This window comes from Nonlabens spongiae (genome assembly GCF_002117125.1).
In the GTDB taxonomy this organism is placed as follows: Bacteria; Bacteroidota; Bacteroidia; order Flavobacteriales; family Flavobacteriaceae; genus Nonlabens; species Nonlabens spongiae.
This window is the reverse complement of sequence record NZ_CP019344.1, coordinates 823,263-840,536: the sequence shown is the minus strand read 5'-3', so window position 1 is coordinate 840,536 and position 17,274 is coordinate 823,263. Positions and strand designations below refer to the sequence as shown.

Sequence of the window (17,274 nt, the reverse complement as noted above, 5' to 3'; positions counted from 1 at the left end):
TGTTACTTGTTAAAATCGGGCTAAAAGGCCGCCACCCCAGCCATATCGGTTGTTGTAATTTGCTTGTATTGAAAAATTTCGGGATAGGATATAAGAGGCTCCCACCAACCACTGTGTTTCGCTTTGATAAGATAAATCCCCAATATCGTTCACCCAACCAAAGTCAGCTCGATATTCATATTCACCTTCCAGAAAAATTCTTGGAAAAATCAGGATTTCCCTGTCCAGACGAATCCTTGGGCGCAGTTGATGGTCCATACTCACATCTACATTAAATCGGTAAGGCGTAAAGTATTTTAAACCAATTAGACCTACCGTATTGAAGTTGTCATACGAGTCTGGTGTGGAAGTTTCGGTATTCACTCCTACATAGAGGCGCACCCAATCATTTAGGTATCTATCATAGTTAATTTCGGCTTCAAGGTTTTTGTCATAGTCGAACTCTGCCCGTAAACCAAAACCGTTCCGAATATTGCTTGACATTAGAAATAGTTCATTAAAGTTTGAGCCTGCACGCAATAATCCCCAAGAATAGTAATGGTCTGTTTCGTCAATCAGTTTTTGAACGGGAAAACCTTTCATCCTTTCATCCCTTGGGGTATCATAGCTGAATACGCGAGCCATACCGCCCATCATATGGTACAGGATGTGGCAGTGAAAGAACCAATCACCATATTCCTCGTTATAGAACTCGATGACCACTTTCTGCATAGGTGGCACATTGACGGTGTGTTTCAACGGCGAGCGCTCACCATTTTCATTGATTACCCTAAAATAATGACCGTGAAGGTGCATCGGGTGGTGCATCATCGTCAGGTTGTTAAGGGTAATGCGGGTTACTTCACCACCCTTTATTTTAATCTTATCCGTTTCTGAAAGTGGCACACCGTTCATACTCCACACATAGCGTTGCATATTTCCGGTCAGGTTCAACAGAATGTCGTTTACGGGCAAATCAGCCTTATAGGTGGTATTTTCTTTGGCTTTTAAGAAATCATAGTTGAAATAGGTTTTACGAGTATCGTAATCAAAAGATGAAGTGTCTTTCTGCATCATAGGCATATCGTGCCCCATATGGCCAACCATCTTATGCGAAGGTTCGGAAGATTTCATTGGCATTGTATCTTTTTTCATTCCTGCCATACCGTTCATCTTTTTGTCCATCTTCATATTATCGCCCATTTCGCCTTTATTCATTGACATTTTATCTTGCATTCCCATATTCATCCGGCCATCTTTCATATCCATTTTCATCCCGTAATTCTCCTTCAAAAACTCGGGTGTTTTTTCTTTTTGTTACCCACCATTGCAGGTGCGCCCATCTTCATATCCATTTTGGCCATTTGTTTCATCATTACAACCTTGTCAGGTCTCTCAATTCTTTTTGCAGGATACAGGCTTCCCTGTCCCAAGCGCAACGAGGTGCTACCAGAACCATCTTGAGCGGTGGCGGTAACTTCCAAAGTACCTTCGGGAATGGTTACGATAACATCATAGGTTTCGGCAATACCAAAAAGGAAACGGCTTTTAGGTACAGGTTCCACATCAATACCGTCGCCTGAAACGACCATAGGGTTGCCACCGCCAAAATCCATCCAGTAATAGGTAGAGGCGGATGCATTGATAAAGCGAAGACGTACTTTTTCGCCTGTTTTGAATTCGGGATACTCGGCCAATGATTTTCCATTGGTCAGAAATGCCGGATAATAGATGTCGGCTATATCGGCTCCTTCCATACGGTCTCTCCAAAATTTCAGTTGTGCACCAAATGCACCTTCCTTGATAACCCTGCCCAAAGGAACCGCCGTACCTTTTTTGACCTGATACCACTCATTTCCACGCTTTAGGTTTCGCAAAACATTCATAGGATTTTCGTTGGTCCAATCAGAGAGTACCACAACCAAATCCTTGTCATATTCCAGAGTTTTTTCTTTTGGGTGAATAATAATAGACCCATAAACACCGCTTTGCTCCTGTAGCATCGTATGGGAATGGTACCAGTAGGTGCCCGATTGGTTTATTGGGATTCTGTACTGAAAAGTTGTTCCTGGTTTAATAGGTGGCGTGGTCAAATAGGGAACGCCATCGTAAAAATTGGGAAGTATCAAACCGTGCCAGTGTACCGATGTTTCTTCATCCATTTTATTGGTGACGTTGATAAGGGCGAGGTCTCCTTCGTTGAATTCCAATACGGGTCCTGGGATACCACCATTGATGGTCATTCCTTTAGCGGTTACGCCAGCGAGAGTCATTTCATTTTCTTCAATAGTAAGGTTGTACTCCTTAACTGGTCTTCCTTCTTCTTTTCTATCCTGCCCATTAGTTCCCACTTGAGCGAACACTGTAGAAGAAAACAGTAATAGGGTGATTTTTTTTAGTATTCTCATTATTGATTTATTAAATAGTTAATAATCGCAGACTGTGCATAGTACATCCGCACCGACTCGATTTGGTTCATCTGAAATTTCAGTTGCAATTCCTGTATGTCCAGCACATCGTTGAAATCAATGGTTCCCGTTTCGTAATTTTTCAAGAGAATTTCCTCGGCATCCTTTGCTTGAGCTAAATTTTGATTTTGGGAGTTGAATGATATACGTGCTTGATTTCTTAGGGATTTCGCTTTCGCGAAAGCGGATTCTAAAACATTCAATCGTTGTTGCTTTTGGGACTCAATCTCTTGCTGTCTCAGCTCATTCTGACGTGAACGTGAATTGTAGCGGTTGTCAAATAAGGGTATGCTTAACGTTACCATAGGCATTAAGATATCCTTGCCGTTATCGCTAAAATTCATATTTGGTCGTTCCTGCACAGGCAGGTAGTTTACCCCAAAACCAAGCATAGGCAAACTCTTACGCTGGTTCAATAATTCTGATTGTTCAATGGACTCATAGAGTTTATCGTACTTAATCAACTCTGGGTTAAGCGATAAAGCGTTTTCATCAATCAATGGGTCTATTTCTGGAATTATAAGCGAGTCTACAACTTGAACCTGTTCTATTGATTCCCGATTGAGTAGGTTGTTGAAATTAGTTTGCTCTGCAAGAAATTCTTCTTGAAGTAATTCTTTTTGTTGTTGCAGCTCATTCTGTCGTATCTGTAATTTCAGTACATCTACCGCGCTGGCTTTACCCACTTCAACCGATGTCAATGCCAGCTGTTCATACGTCTTTAATAGCCTGATATTTTTGTCAATCACAGTCTGCTTTGCCTTTATGGAATACAGCTGATAATATGACTGCGCAACCGAGAGCGCCAATTTTCGTTTGGCAATGGTAATTTCCACATATTCAGCCTCAGCTATTGAACTGGCGTAGTTTTCCCGAGCTGTTATGGTTCCAAACCAAGGCAGCATCTGCCTAATCGAGAATTGAGCAACTTGTGCACCTGTACGAGTTTCTGGTTCACTTATAAAATAGCCTGCACTTATTTCAGTATTTGGTAACCAGTTGGTCTCATTTACCTTTTCCTCTGCAATATTATAGCGTAGTTCAAAGGTTTGGATTTCTGGATTGTTTTCAATCGATTCATCTATATAAGCTTGTAGTTGTTGCGATTTCGCGAAAGCAAATGACATCACCAGGGATAGCATAATTAGTATGTTTTTCATTTGTTTGCCCTTTTAAGTTGATATTCTTCACGCCAGCTGTACAGAACAGGCAACAAAAAATAAGAAGTCACATCGATCAGCATACCGCCCATAATGGGGATTGCCATAGGTATCATTATATCGCTACCTTTTCCGCTAGAGGTCAGCACAGGCAATAGAGCCAGAACGGTTGTAACTGTTGTCATCAGGCAAGGGCGTATTCGCTTGCCAGCAGCTCTACGCGTAGCCTTACGGATACCACTAATCTCTTTCGGTTTCCTTTTGTCAAATGTCTGGTTGAGATAGGTTGCCATCACCACACCGTCATCTGTTGCAATACCAAAGAGAGCGATAAAACCAACCCAGACAGCCACACTTAGATTTACCGTCTTGATGTTGAAGAGCTCTCGTAGATTCTCACCGAACAGACTGAAATTGAGAAACCAGTCCTGATCATAAAGCCAAATCATCACAAAGCCACCTGCAAAAGCAACTGCAATAGCTGTAAATACCATTAGCGATGTAGTCACAGATTTGAACTGAAAGTATAAAATCAGAAAAATAATTATTAGGCAGAGTGGGACTACGATAGAAAGGGTTTTCTCGGCACGTAACTGATTTTCATAGGTACCCGTGAATTTGTAGCTGATGCCTTGGGGCACGACCAACTCACCGCTATCGATTTTCTTCTGAATTAAGTCTTGGGCATTTTCTACGACATCCACCTCAGCAAAGCCGTCCAGTTTATCAAATAACACATATCCAACGAGAAAGGTATCCTCACTTTTAATAGCCTGTGGTCCTTGCTCATAGCGTATTTCCACCAATTCGCCAAGCGGAACTGGACTGCCATTATTGACTGGGACATAAATATCCTTCAGATCATCAGGATTAGCTCGCAATTCTCTCGGATAGCGTACTCTGATAGTATAACGCTCACGTCCTTCTACCGTTTGAGTTAATGGCATGCCTCCCACAGCTACTTGAATAATGTCCTGCACATTCATTATTGAAGCGCCGTAACGTGCCAACTGGTCGCGTTTTATATCAATAAGCAAGTAGGGTTTCCCTACAATGCGGTCTGCAAAAACAGCTTGTTTCTTTACACCTTCAGCTTGTTTTAAAATTTCTTCTATTTTGAAACCAAAAGCTTCTATTTCACTAAGATCTTGTCCTTTGACCTTTACACCCATAGGTGCGCGCATTCCCGTTTGTAGCATTACAAGTCGGGTTTCGATAGGTTGCAGCTTAGGAGCAGAGGTAACGCCAGGCAGTTTTGTCACCCTTACGATTTCGTTCCAAATATCATCTGGACTTTTAATCTCGGGTCGCCAATTGCGGTAGTACTCACCATCGTCATCTTCAATCAACTCGTTACTCGAGATTTTGTAAGCTTCTGAAAGGTTTCCATTCTCCCGAGGGTTCTCGACTGCGCTCGAACTGACATCGAGATTCTTATTGTGAAAGAGCTTACCGTTTTTCAACATAAAAAGTCCATCATCATTTACACGATAGCGCTGGCGTTCACCTGATGAGTTACGCATGTATTCAGATTTATACTGAATGACGTTTTCATACATCGATAAGGGCGCAGGATCTAGGGCAGACTCGGTACGACCTGCCTTACCTACTACGGTTTCAATTTCTGGAATACTGGCCACCGCCATATCCAGCTGTTGCAATACACGCTTGTTTTCCTCGACACCAGCGTGTGGTAAAGAAGTAGGCATTAACAGGAAAGAGCCTTCATTGAGTGCAGGCATAAACTCTTTGCCCGTATTCTTCATGATAAAGAAACCCGCTACTAATAGCGCAGTAGGAATAGTAAGGAATACTAATCTATTTTGTAAAGCCCAGCTCAGAATGCGATCGTAGTATCTTCTGAGCAAAGAAAAAACACCTAGAAACCCAAAGCAGAGTATAGCGACCACAACTAAGTTGATCAATAAACTGCGATCAAAACCTAGCGGTCGCCAGTATTCTGCCAATAAAAAAACGACGGCAATTACTGCTATTACAGTATTTAGAAGGTTTTTTCGCTTTCGCGAAAGCGAAATAGTTAAAGATAAAATGGTTAATGCACCAAAAGCAATTAAAACCAATCCTAGCCAATACCCATATATGACAGCTGTGAGACCAGCGACAATAAGCGCACCATTAAGGAAATACTTGAGGCGCAGGCGTATTTCTCTTTTTTTGAAAATAGCTGCTGCAAATGGCGGTATCAGAAAAAGCGCGATGATAAGAGCGGCTACAAGAGCCATGGTTTTGGTAAACGCCAGCGGTCTAAACAATTTACCTTCTGCGCCTATCATCGTGAATACAGGCAAGAAACTGATAATAGTAGTGAGAACCGCTGTGAGGATAGCACCTGACACTTCTGCGGTTGCATTGTAGATCACCTCATTTGTTGTGAAAGGTTCGCCACTTTCGCGAAAGCGTAATTTTTCATCTTCTAAGTGCCGTATCATATTCTCGGCTAGAATGACACCCACATCCACCATAGTACCAATAGCAATTGCGATACCTGAGAGCGCAACGATGTTTGCATCGACATTGAAAAGTTTCATTGTGATGAAGACCATCAATACGGCTACCGGCAATAGTCCAGTAATTAAAATAGATGCCCTGAGATTGAAAACCATAACTACTATTACCAGTATGGTGATCAAAATTTGAAGTGTGATGGCCTCATTTAAGGTGCTTATCGTTTCGTGTATGAGTTCTGTACGGTCATAGAATGGTACTATTGTTACTTGAGACGTGCGACCGTCTGAAAGTACTTTAGTTGGAAGTCCCGATGATATCTCGGCTATTTGGTCTTTTACGTTATTGATAACTTCCATTGGGTTAGCGCCATAACGTGCAACTACGACACCACCTACTACTTCAGCCCCTTCCTTATCTAGGATACCTCTACGTGGTGCTGGACCCAAGTGTACCTTAGCAACATCCTTAATGCGGATTGATGTAAAGTTTTCTGAGTCCACTACCGCATTTTCAATGTCTACAATGGATTTGACATAGCCTAAGCCGCGTACCAGGTATTCGGCTTGATTGATTTCTAGGGTCTGCGCGCCAATATCTTGATTCGATTGTTTAACTGCTTTAACTACATCAGCTAAATGAATGCCGTATTGACGCATCAATTCTGGCTCGACATCTACCTGATATTCCTGGACGTATCCACCTATGGATGCTACCTCAGAAACTCCGCCAGCAGATGATAAGCCATATTTAACGTAATAATCCTGAATACTGCGCAATTCCTGCAAGTCCCAACCACCCGTAACGTTTCCATCCTGATCACGACCTTCTAATGTGTACCAAAATATCTGCCCCAATCCCGTAGCATCTGGTCCCAAGGTTGGATTGACACCTTCAGGTAACAGTCCGCTCGGTAAGGAATTTAGTTTTTCCAAGATGCGGCTGCGTGACCAATAGAATTCCACATCTTCTTCAAAAATGATATAGATACTGGAAAAACCGAACATTGAAGAACTACGAATGGTTTTTACACCAGGAATTCCCAAGAGGGAAGTGGTTAAGGGATATGTGATTTGGTCCTCAATATCTTGTGGTGAACGTCCCTGCCACCGAGTAAATACGATCTGCTGATTTTCACCTATATCTGGAATAGCATCAACTGCTACAGGATCACTCGGAAGTAGTCCTGTGTCCCAACTGAAAGGTGCATTTATCGTACCCCAGGCTATGAATAGGACTAAAAGTATTATAGCAACGAGTTTGTTTTGAATGAGGAATTTTATGCTTTTGTTTAGCATAGGCTTGATAATTAGATAATTGAACGATAACGTAGTTTGAAATCAGACACACGCGTTTAAGCCCATATTTCCGAGCACTTGGAATTGGGCTTGCTTCAAAAATCTAATACATCAAATAAGGAAAGTCTGGTGTAGAACCTGAATATCCCGTTCTAGGAAGGGCGGTGGATAGTCCTCGAAAGCAAGATCCTCTGATTCTACACTCTCGAAAAGGTTCAAATAAGAATAGGTGAATACAGCGACAAAAATTTGTTGCTCGAATGAGACTTTGTCCAGGGACATTTTAAGGTCTTCATTGCTTTCTTTTACAATTTGCTTGTTAGAGCAACAAGACTTTTCTTTCATCATGGGATTGTTACAGGTCTTTTCAGCCTGAACTTTTTCCATTCCACAAGTTTTTGCGGAATCATTGAATGAAAAATCGACCAGAGTCTCCCCACAATAGTGCATATCTATTGTAAATGACATTGTAGTGAAGAGTACTACAAATGCCATCAACACGGATAAAGTTTTATGCACTAAAATTTTCATTATCTACAAAGGTAATAAAATTTGTAATCCTTTAGTGTTTTATGATTAAATCGACCTTACTGCGGTATTATAAGTGAATAGCGTTCTATGTTATATAATTTCTTTTTTTGTCGCTGTTTTCTTTTGACTTGAGCTTCAACTTAAGATTATCCATATCTGAACTTACTTTATGTTCTAGTACTCGAGCATAAATTTGAGTGGTAGCAATCTTAGTATGCCCCAGAAGTTTAGAAACCGTTTCTATAGGTACCCCATTAGAAAGTGTAATGGTAGTGGCAAAAGTGTGTCGCGCCATATGAAACGTCAAATTCTTTTTGATACCTACGTGATTTGTTACTTCTTTGAGGTAGGCATTCAGTTTCTCGTTAGTGATTATCGGTAATAGTGATGCCGTTACAGCTGTCATGGGATGATTGCTGTATTTTTCAATAATTTCTTCGGCTCTACCCAACAATGGAACTTTTACCGAACTCTTGGTTTTTTGACGTTTGGTAACTATCCAGTTCCCACCATCTATACCTTTCATCACATTGTCAGGTTTGAGCGCCATAATGTCGACGTAACTGATACCTGTATAACAACTAAATACGAACAAATCACGTACTCTGTCCAATCGCTCGCTATTAAAATTGTGATTCTCGAGATTCTCAAGTTCAGTTTCTGAAAGAAACTCGCGATTTGTCTTTTCATACTTGGGTTTCCATCTTGCGAATGGGTCGCGCTCCAACCATTCCAAATGATAGGCAAGTGTTACCATCTTGCGTGAGCGCTGGATGTGTTTCATGATGGTGTTTTGGCTCATTGCCCTTGGGTGACCAATTGGCCATACATTGGCCAGGTAGTTTTCAAAGTCAACCAAAAATTTATAGTCCAATTGCTTAAGATAGATATCTGTGGTTTTCTTTTCTTTCTCTAAAAACTTTTTGAGATAACTCTCGGTTACACCAAAATTTTTAATGGTGCCCTTTGACAGGGTATTCTCAATCTTCTTGCTATGGTACTCGATTAGGTCGAGTAGGGATTTTGATTTTTCGTCATCATTGTTGAAAGCCGCTTTTATTATTTGAGCTGTGATTATCTTGTCCCGGTATTTTAACTCCTTATAGATATCAAACAGGCGAGACCTTACTTCTTCCAAGTACTCATTTATCTGTCTGGCTTTGGTTGAGTGCCCTTTTGCTTGTTTCTTCTTGTCATCCCATAAAGAAAGAGGAACACGTCTTTTGAGACTAATGTCCAGGCGTTTGCCGTTGACTGTAATTCGGACATATAGTCCAGCTTCACCATTGGTTGCTCTGGCAACCTGTTGCCAGAAGCGGATTGAGAAGGTTTGTTTTGTGCGCATCGTTGTCGTCTTTAGAATTGAACTTCGTTTGGACGAATGTCAAATCAACGTAAGAGCATCAAAATCAATTAGTTTCAAAGTATGTGCAGTGCGCACACTTTGAAAACCTGTACACCTCATTGCACACATTTCGATTGAAATAGCATCAAATTATATGCTGGTGTAAAAACCAGAAAACCATGCAATTCCTAAGAATTGCGTGGTTTTGGTAAGGATTGGACTCCTTAAAAGTGACCTCGACAGGATTCAAACCTGTAACCTTCTGAGCCGTAATCAGATGCGCTATTCAGTTGCGCCACGAGGCCGAAAAATTGATAATGTGCCTATCCTTATCATCAGATGCGCTATTCTCCCGATCGCTATCGGGATGCGCCACGAGGCCTATTTTGCTATTGCTTTCGCGTAAGCGGGTGCAAATATAGTTGTTTTATTCTATCACAAAAGTATTTTTTGGGAAAATCTGTTTTAATCTAAATTAATCCTCTTATTCTTAGGATACTTCACTTCATAACTAAAGGTCTTTTTGACTTGGGCGCCACTGGCTAATGAGATTTGCCATGTGAGAATTTGGGTTTCTTTATTCATTTCTGCATCTCCAGGTTCTTCTTCATCTACTTTGATATCGCTATTTGAGGTTAGTGGTATACGATCTTGAAGTTTAAGATCGATCGGTTTTTTGCGATTGTTCTTGATGGTAATTTCATATTTCTTGTTAAGGATACGCTTATCCCCAAAAAACGATTTCTCTTTCAAATCTCTTACATCTTCACGCTTCACACTGATTTGCGGATCTACTCCTAAACTTACCGTTAAGGACTTGTCCGTGGTATCTGTATCAAAATAAATTTTGCCATTGTAGGCATCTTCAAAATACACATTGGCCTCTCCAGGGATAAGATTCAAGGACTCCCAGTTTTTTAGTTGTACGGTTAAGAACACGTTTTCATTAATAACTGGAGCCGCGTAATATTCAAAATCGGCTTCAAGATTGTTTGAGCTGATTTCAATATCTGTAGTTTCACCCGTTGAAAGTATGGAGTAGGGCTGCACCAATTCATAGGAGCGAGAAGACACATTTTCTTCTACATACTCAACATTCTGTGGAGTAGGAGCCTCATATGCTTTATCGTCTAGGTCATCATGATCCGTTCTATTTCTGGATGAATTGCTATAGGCTTGGATTACTACTTCATCGAGTTCATTCGAAGCCTGTGATAACTGTACATCCATTCTTGAACTGTAAATCGATTCTGTAAACAAATCATAGCCTAAAGCATTGTAAAATAATTCTGTTCCTGAATTTATATTGATTGAATACCTACCGTTAAAATTTGTGGTAGTAGTGTTATTAGTGCCCCTTTCTTGAACGGTTGCACCTAGAATAGGTTCACCACTAGGGTCGGTAACAATACCAGTCACCCTCCTAACATTAGGGTTATATCTTTTATTACTTCTCCCTACAGCGCTATTTCTATAGCCACGACGCACAAAATTCAATCGTTTAGCTTCAAGCGTGGGTTTTGTATTATCCATAAAAGGGTCACCTGTAGATAGTATCATTTTCACCTGATCCCATTCAATACCCGTAGATTGATAAACCTGTCCCTTAAACTTAAGATTGACGTCACTTGAAGCGTCTTCTGCTGTAATGTCATAAACTGGTACCCAGCCAGCATTGCTAACATTGTATTTGAGCTCTAGTTTTACTGTTTTACTGACATTACTGGTCACATTGAGCGTAATCGTACCTTTGAGCTCGTTCATCTCAGGATTGATCTGGGATTTTCCTTGATTGAGTTTTTGGCTCAGTTGATTGAGGTCGGTCAAATCTTGATTTAATTGTGCCAAGCGCATAGATATAGCACTAATCCTTTCATTATAGTAAGAGCCAAATTCTTTCACTTTAGCTAATGAGATGCTAGTCTCTCCGGTATTGAGAATTCTATTGTTTTGGAGCAACGCACGTTCTTCTTTAAGTCCATCAACCTGGGCGTCAATTTGAATTTTTACATTTGCAACGCTGTCCAGTCGGCTGTTGATGTTCTTGAGCCTTTCTGAAGAGGTTTCTTTCTCTAAAATGCTTGTAGTATAATTCAAACCGCTCAGACTCATACCGGCTAGATCAGTGAGCATGATACTGCTCTCATCTATGCTAGCAGATAAGTTGTTCAACTTGATCGTGTTAGCTCCTTTTTTCACTTTTACCGTCGCGGTACGTGTGATGCGCGCTCCCTGTAAATAAACGGTTACTTCTTTGATTTGGGACGGTGTATTTTGTTGAGCGAAAGCTAGGCTGGTTAGAAAAAGAAAAAGATATTTCATGTTGGTTTTTGAGTAAAGGTAAAGATTTCATTTCAATACATTATATTTCAAACATGGAACACGACGAACTCAAAAAGTACATTCACGACGTACCTGATTTCCCCAAACCTGGAATAGTCTTTAAAGATATCGCCCCTTTGCTCGCTTCCGCGAAAGCGAGAACTGCAGCCGTTGATCTTCTCCTCAAAGAGGTAGAGAATTTAAAAATCGACACAGTAGTGGGCATAGAGAGTAGAGGATTCTTGCTGGGAACTTTACTAGCAGACCGGCTGGGAGCCAAGTTTGTCATGGTGCGTAAACCTGGAAAATTACCTGGTGATCTCGAGCGCATGCCGTACCAGTTGGAATATGGTTACGATACGCTGGAAATTCAAGAGCATGCCATCGCAAAAGGAGAAAAAGTGCTGATCCATGATGATGTACTAGCAACGGGAGGCACCGTAAGCGCAGCTGCTGACCTGGTTGAAAAAGTAGGAGGAGAGGTAGTGGCGCTAAATTTTTTAATGGAGCTCAGTTTTTTAAACGGCAGAAAAAAGATTAAATCGCATAAGGTTTTGCCGTTGATTAAGTTTTAAACAAGAAGAATATTAGATTCTCAAAAGATCTTTAAATTTTGAAACATAAACAAGTTTCATTTAGACAGGTTTCACATAAACTTCTCAACCTGTTCTTGTCTCTTTTAAAATAGCAGAAAATAAAAAAGCCTTAGATTTCTCTAAGGCTTTAAGGGTGGAAGACCGGTTTCGAACCGGCGACCTCCGGAACCACAATCCGGCGCTCTAACCAGCTGAGCTACAACCACCATATCAATGTGGGTTTTTAACGTGAATCCCAAGATCATCAACCACGCGCTTTCAAAGCGGTTGCAAATTTAAGTTTTTTCTCAATATGGCAAGCTTATTTTGGAATTTTTTCAATCGGAGAGTGATTTTTTTAGATCATAGGCGCCGTTCATGTTTGACCCAGTCCACTTCCATGACCCATTGCTCTGTCATAGGAGCATCACTGATTTTTGCAAAGTTCAAGATCGCAAACATGGGCTCTGGGTATTTATCTCCCTCACCTTCATTGCGATAAACCTCTTTATCGTCAAGCCTGTAAACCAGATCGCTACCTTCCCATTCTACAGAGTAGGTGTGGAATTCAGTTAGATCTGCAGGGAAATTTCTTCTTTTACTTTCCCAGTCGCCTTTGTCACATTCTCCCAAGCTCACGATCGCTCCAGTGGTAAAGGCTTTATCCATGTAATCGCCGTGGTGTTCAAAAATGTCAATTTCCCCTGAACCCGTGAGCGGCCAGCAAACATTCTCATCTTTTTCTTGAACTGGAGCCTCGTTATTTTGAGCTCCTAGTATCCACCATGCCGGGAACATTCCCGCAACGCCTTGATCAGAAATCCGCAAACGGGCGGTCCACTTTCCCTTGATAAATTCCTTTTTATTCTTTGAACAGATTCTTCCCGCCGCATACGGAGTCGCTGGATGTTTTGCTCCGTGTTTGTCAAGGTTATCAGATTCTATGGGTTCTCCTAAGTCCACAACCTTCAATTTCAAGGTACCGTTGCTTACCTCTCTGGTCTCATATTTACCATTTGGAACATAGGTTTGTTTCTCATTATTTACCCAGATACGCTGATCTTGCCAATTCTCAGAATTGAAGTTTTCAAACTCATCGATGAAGTCCGTTTCCCAGATTTTAGTTTCTTGTGCCATATCTTGATTTTTCTCTTCTGTATTCTCAGTCTGCTCCTTGCAGCCTATTGTACTGATAAGTACTAGCATATAAACTCCCTTTCTTACGATTGAACTCTTCATAATTATTCTTTACTATTGTTAATGTCTAAGATACTTTTTAATTACAATATGACTAAGACTGTTTGAGTCATTGAGTTATTCCGCTTTCGCGAAAGCGTTACAAAAACAAATCTCTTTAATATTTTTAGATCTCTATTGGAATAAAATAACTGCATTTATTTCTCACTCTTAAAAATTTGTTCCAAAGCTTTATAAGTGGTATGTGCAAAGCGTCTCCGTGATCCTTATCTTCTAAGAAGTTGTAATAGATACGTGTTTTTACCTCCTTGTTGTTCTGAATTTTTTCAAAAAGCTCCTTAGCCAGTCGTTCCATAACCGCGCCTTCTTTACCGACAGCGATATAAATCGATTTTTCTTTTATGGAGGTTATCGGCTCCTTATTTAGCAATTCTTCATTATCCCACCACAGGCTAGGGCTCACGATAATATAATTGGTAAAAAGATCTGGTTTGGCGAATAGTATTTCTGTTGCAAGTAAGCCTCCTAAAGACTGACCTATAAGTGTGCTGGTGCTGGTAGTGCGAAAATTTCTTGCTACAAAGGGCTGTAATTCAGTCTCAAGAAATTTGATGAAATAGCTCGATCCACCAGATGTGGGGAATTCTGTTTGATCCAGCCCATTCTTTGAAGGATAAGTAAAATCCCGTTTACGATCAATATTTGAAATTCCTACAACTATAGTTTCTGGAACCATCTGAATCCATGAGAATGAGCCAAACTGAACGATACCAGCTCTATGAATGAAATTTTCGTCTATGGATCCGTCTAACAAATAGATTACGGGATCATTCTTTTCTGGATTTTTTTATAAGATTCTGGGAGGTAAACATTTATCGATCGCTGCTCTTCTAATACTCTAGATTCAAACGGAATTGATTTACCTAGAATCAAGTCATTTTCTTCAGTAATTTCAAGGTGTTTCTGTGCTGAACATCAAATACCTGACAAAATTAAAAGGTAGGTGTAAAGCTTGTGTATCATAGGTTTATAATAGAAATGATCTAAGCTGATAAAGCTAATAAATACAGCTGATTAGATCATTCTAAATTTTATTAGAGATTACGGATGTTGGGTGCATCTTAAATAAGGAAAAAACCTTACTTTTGCAATCTTGAAATCGAAACCATGCGGTTTCCTTTCAAAAATGCGAGAAATTTAAAGAAGGATATTATGCCTAAGATGAAAACAAAATCCAGTGCTAAGAAGCGTTTTAAGCTTACAGGTTCTGGAAAGATCAAAAGAAAGCACGCTTTTAAAAGTCACATTTTGACTAAGAAAAGCAAGAAGCGTAAACTTGCTTTGACGCACTCTACACTTGTGCACAAAGCAGATGAAGAAAATATCAAGTTACAGTTAAACCTTAAATAAGGAGTCTGTAAGCCTTGATGGTTTATTAATTACAATTATAACCCGGTAGTACGGCCATTTTAAGAATTCATAATAAATGGATCGCCTGCTATCAAAAAATTAAATTTATGCCTAGATCAGTAAACGCAGTAGCTCGTAGAGCTCGCAGAAAAAAAGTCCTCAAGCAGGCAAAAGGTTACTTTGGACGTAGAAAAAATGTCTGGACTGTAGCTAAAAATGCGGTAGAGAAAGCTATGTCTTACTCATACCGTGATAGAAGAAACAAGAAAAGAACATTCCGTAGACTATGGATCACGCGTATCAACGCTGGTGCTCGTATGCATGGGATGAGCTACAGCCAGTTTATGGGTGCTGTTAAAAAAGAAGGAATCGAGCTTAACCGTAAGGTGCTTGCTGACCTTGCAATGAATCACCCAGAAGCGTTTAAAGCAGTAGTAGATAAAGTAAAATAAGGTGTAACCACCTCTCGCATTTTGTAATCCCGATCTTTTTTAAGATCGGGATTTTTGTATTATACCAGCTCATCACTTCTTATTATCTTTCACTACTATAATTTAATTGATGACTTCATTTGTTTCATTCACCCAGCAGCATCTAGAAAAATACTTACCTAATCGTTATAATTTGACGATTGAAGCAGACCTGGAGCGCGAGGACCTGTCGCCTATATTTGCTGAGAAGATTGAATTGGCTACTAGTCCAGATTCATGGAATTCCATTAATGCAAACTATGTTATTTTGGGAATTCCAGAGGATATAGGAGTGCGAGCAAATATGGGAAGACCTGGAGCAGATAAGGCCTGGAGTGAATTCCTAAATGTATTTTTAAGCCAACCCCACAATTCCTTTAACGATGCTACCCGTTTCTGTGTGTTAGGGAATATATATACTGCAGACTTGATGAAGGAAGCAGCTGATCTCGACGCTGGTATTCACGCTGATCGTATCAAGCTGAGCAACCTTGTTATGCTTCTGGATAAACGGGTGAGTGAAGTTTTGTTTTGGGTAAAGTCAGCTGGTAAAATTCCTATAATTATAGGAGGTGGTCATAATAATTGCTATCCTATTATAAGGACTTTCGGATATGATAGTCCTATTAACTGCATCAATATCGACACGCATACTGATTTAAGACCCACTACGGGTAGGCACAGCGGTAACGGATTCAGTCACGCTATTGAACAAGGCTTTTTGAACCATTATCATATGATAGGCGTTCAACCTACATCGTTTACTGCCACAATGGAGAAGATCATGGACAATTCTGAGAAGATAAGCTATGAAGCCTTAAGCGATACTATGGCAAGCTGTGTAGATCGTCTTAATGGAAAATTGAATTTAGAGAAATATGGACTTGAGATTGATCTAGACGTCATCGCAAACTTTCCATCTAGCGCTCAGTCGTCTATAGGATTGAGTATTAATCAGGTACAGAATATTTTCAGAAATTTAATTGAAAAATCTAAGCCTGAGTACATACATATCTGCGAGGGAGCTCCTGAGTATGGCTATAAAAACGAGGTAGGGAAGACTATATCTAGTCTCTTAAATATCCTAGGGCAATAATGATGAAATTTTTACGCTTTCGCGAAAGCGTAACATCTAACACTTAAAATATTGTCAATTTTAGTTGCTCCCTGCTTGATTTAAGACATTTTAAAGTATTTCTCATTTACATCGTTATTACATTGTCAACAAATTTAAATTTATGAAAGTCAAATTATTACTTGCGTTTCTAGCAACAGCAGCAATTTACTCCTGTAAGAATGAGGATAAATCTGCGATTGAGAATGAAGATACCTCTACAGCCTCTATGAATGAGAGCTCAGATGAGAGTAACTATAAGCCTGATCTTGAAATTATACCTGTAGAACATGCCTCTTTTGTCATGAAATGGGACGGGATCGTATTTTATGTGGACCCAACCGGAAATGGATCTTCTTACACGAGTCAAGGTGAAGCAGATTATATATTTATTACTGATATACACAGCGATCATATGTCGCCCAGTACATTAGATCAGGTAGTACGTAAAAATTCAAAAGTCATTGTTCCGGCTGCAGTGAATAAAAATATTGATTCTTTGAAACTCAATCCCACGATTTTAAATAATGGTATGGATAAGATGATGGGAGATTTTAAATTTAGCGCGATTCCCATGTATAACCTTACAGAAGATCGTTTGAAGTTTCATGAAAAGGGCAGGGGCAATGGATACGTAATAGAGAAAAACGGCTATAAAGTCTACATCTCTGGAGATACTGAGGATATTCCAGAAATGAGAAATCTAGAAGGTATCAATACAGCTTTTCTCTGCATGAATTTACCATATACTATGACAAGCGAGCAAGCTGTAGATGCAGTGAAGGCATTCCAGCCTAATCGCGTTATACCTTATCACTATAGAGGGAATGATGGATTCCAAGATGTGGAGGCTTTTAAAGAAAACGTAGAAGCTATGGATATCGATACGCAAGTAGAATTGATGAACTGGTATCCTTCTAAAGGATAGTTTTAAATACC

Annotated in this window: 12 protein-coding genes, 2 tRNA genes and 1 pseudogene; 5 read left to right on the top strand and 10 right to left on the bottom strand. The window is 40.1% G+C overall.

Features of this window, described 5'->3' with window-relative positions:
• Positions 1-9: 9 nt before the first annotated feature.
• The 7 genes and pseudogenes from BST97_RS03840 to BST97_RS03810 all read right to left on the bottom strand — a co-directional run bounded on the left by BST97_RS03840 (position 10) and on the right by BST97_RS03810 (position 11,569).
• Positions 10-2,387 (bottom strand): annotated as a pseudogene (locus BST97_RS03840) (multicopper oxidase domain-containing protein).
• Entirely contained in the window at positions 2,387-3,607 is a 1,221-nt protein-coding gene (locus BST97_RS03835) for a TolC family protein (protein WP_085765993.1), read from the bottom strand. Before BST97_RS03835 ends, BST97_RS03840 begins: the two are co-directional and overlap by 1 nt.
• Positions 3,604-7,371, bottom strand: a complete 3,768-nt coding sequence (locus BST97_RS03830; protein ID WP_085765992.1) for an efflux RND transporter permease subunit — start codon at positions 7,369-7,371, stop codon at positions 3,604-3,606. The genes BST97_RS03835 and BST97_RS03830 overlap by 4 nt, the downstream gene beginning before the upstream one ends.
• Before the next feature lie 111 nt (positions 7,372-7,482).
• Positions 7,483-7,902: an HYC_CC_PP family protein gene (locus BST97_RS03825; protein ID WP_085765991.1), complete on the bottom strand. Its 420-nt coding sequence runs from the start codon at positions 7,900-7,902 to the stop codon at positions 7,483-7,485.
• A gap of 85 nt (positions 7,903-7,987) precedes the next feature.
• Entirely contained in the window at positions 7,988-9,247 is a 1,260-nt protein-coding gene (locus tag BST97_RS03820; RefSeq protein WP_085765990.1) for a site-specific integrase, read from the bottom strand.
• Between the two features lie 231 nt (positions 9,248-9,478).
• Positions 9,479-9,552, bottom strand: a tRNA-Arg gene (locus BST97_RS03815).
• A 160-nt stretch (positions 9,553-9,712) separates the two neighbouring features.
• Positions 9,713-11,569 (bottom strand): mucoidy inhibitor MuiA family protein, encoded by a 1,857-nt coding sequence (locus BST97_RS03810; RefSeq protein ID WP_085765989.1) that lies wholly within the window; start codon positions 11,567-11,569, stop codon positions 9,713-9,715.
• Between the two features lie 53 nt (positions 11,570-11,622).
• Between BST97_RS03810 and BST97_RS03805 the strand changes: the two genes are divergently transcribed.
• Entirely contained in the window at positions 11,623-12,144 is a 522-nt protein-coding gene (locus BST97_RS03805; protein ID WP_085765988.1) for an adenine phosphoribosyltransferase, read from the top strand.
• 152 nt (positions 12,145-12,296) lie between these two features.
• Here BST97_RS03805 and BST97_RS03800 read toward each other — a convergent pair.
• The 3 genes from BST97_RS03800 to BST97_RS03790 all read right to left on the bottom strand — a co-directional run bounded on the left by BST97_RS03800 (position 12,297) and on the right by BST97_RS03790 (position 14,155).
• Positions 12,297-12,372 (bottom strand) — tRNA-His (locus BST97_RS03800).
• A gap of 135 nt (positions 12,373-12,507) precedes the next feature.
• A complete protein-coding gene (locus tag BST97_RS03795) occupies positions 12,508-13,383 on the bottom strand; it encodes a glycoside hydrolase family 16 protein (RefSeq protein WP_085765987.1) in 876 nt (291 codons plus the stop codon).
• A gap of 124 nt (positions 13,384-13,507) precedes the next feature.
• Positions 13,508-14,155: an alpha/beta hydrolase gene (locus BST97_RS03790; RefSeq protein ID WP_211277467.1), complete on the bottom strand. Its 648-nt coding sequence runs from the start codon at positions 14,153-14,155 to the stop codon at positions 13,508-13,510.
• A gap of 398 nt (positions 14,156-14,553) precedes the next feature.
• On the opposite strand from BST97_RS03790, the gene rpmI reads away from it, so the two are divergent.
• The 4 genes from rpmI (at position 14,554) to BST97_RS03770 (ending at position 17,263) form a co-directional block, all read left to right on the top strand.
• Positions 14,554-14,751, top strand: coding sequence for a 50S ribosomal protein L35 (gene rpmI / locus BST97_RS03785; protein WP_085768147.1), 198 nt, complete (start codon positions 14,554-14,556; stop codon positions 14,749-14,751).
• Positions 14,752-14,858: 107 nt separating this feature from the next.
• Entirely contained in the window at positions 14,859-15,203 is a 345-nt protein-coding gene (rplT, locus tag BST97_RS03780) for a 50S ribosomal protein L20 (RefSeq protein ID WP_085765986.1), read from the top strand.
• Between the two features lie 109 nt (positions 15,204-15,312).
• A complete protein-coding gene (locus BST97_RS03775; protein ID WP_085765985.1) occupies positions 15,313-16,317 on the top strand; it encodes an arginase family protein in 1,005 nt (334 codons plus the stop codon).
• A 142-nt stretch (positions 16,318-16,459) separates the two neighbouring features.
• Entirely contained in the window at positions 16,460-17,263 is an 804-nt protein-coding gene (locus tag BST97_RS03770; RefSeq protein ID WP_085765984.1) for an MBL fold metallo-hydrolase, read from the top strand.
• Positions 17,264-17,274 lie beyond the last annotated feature (11 nt).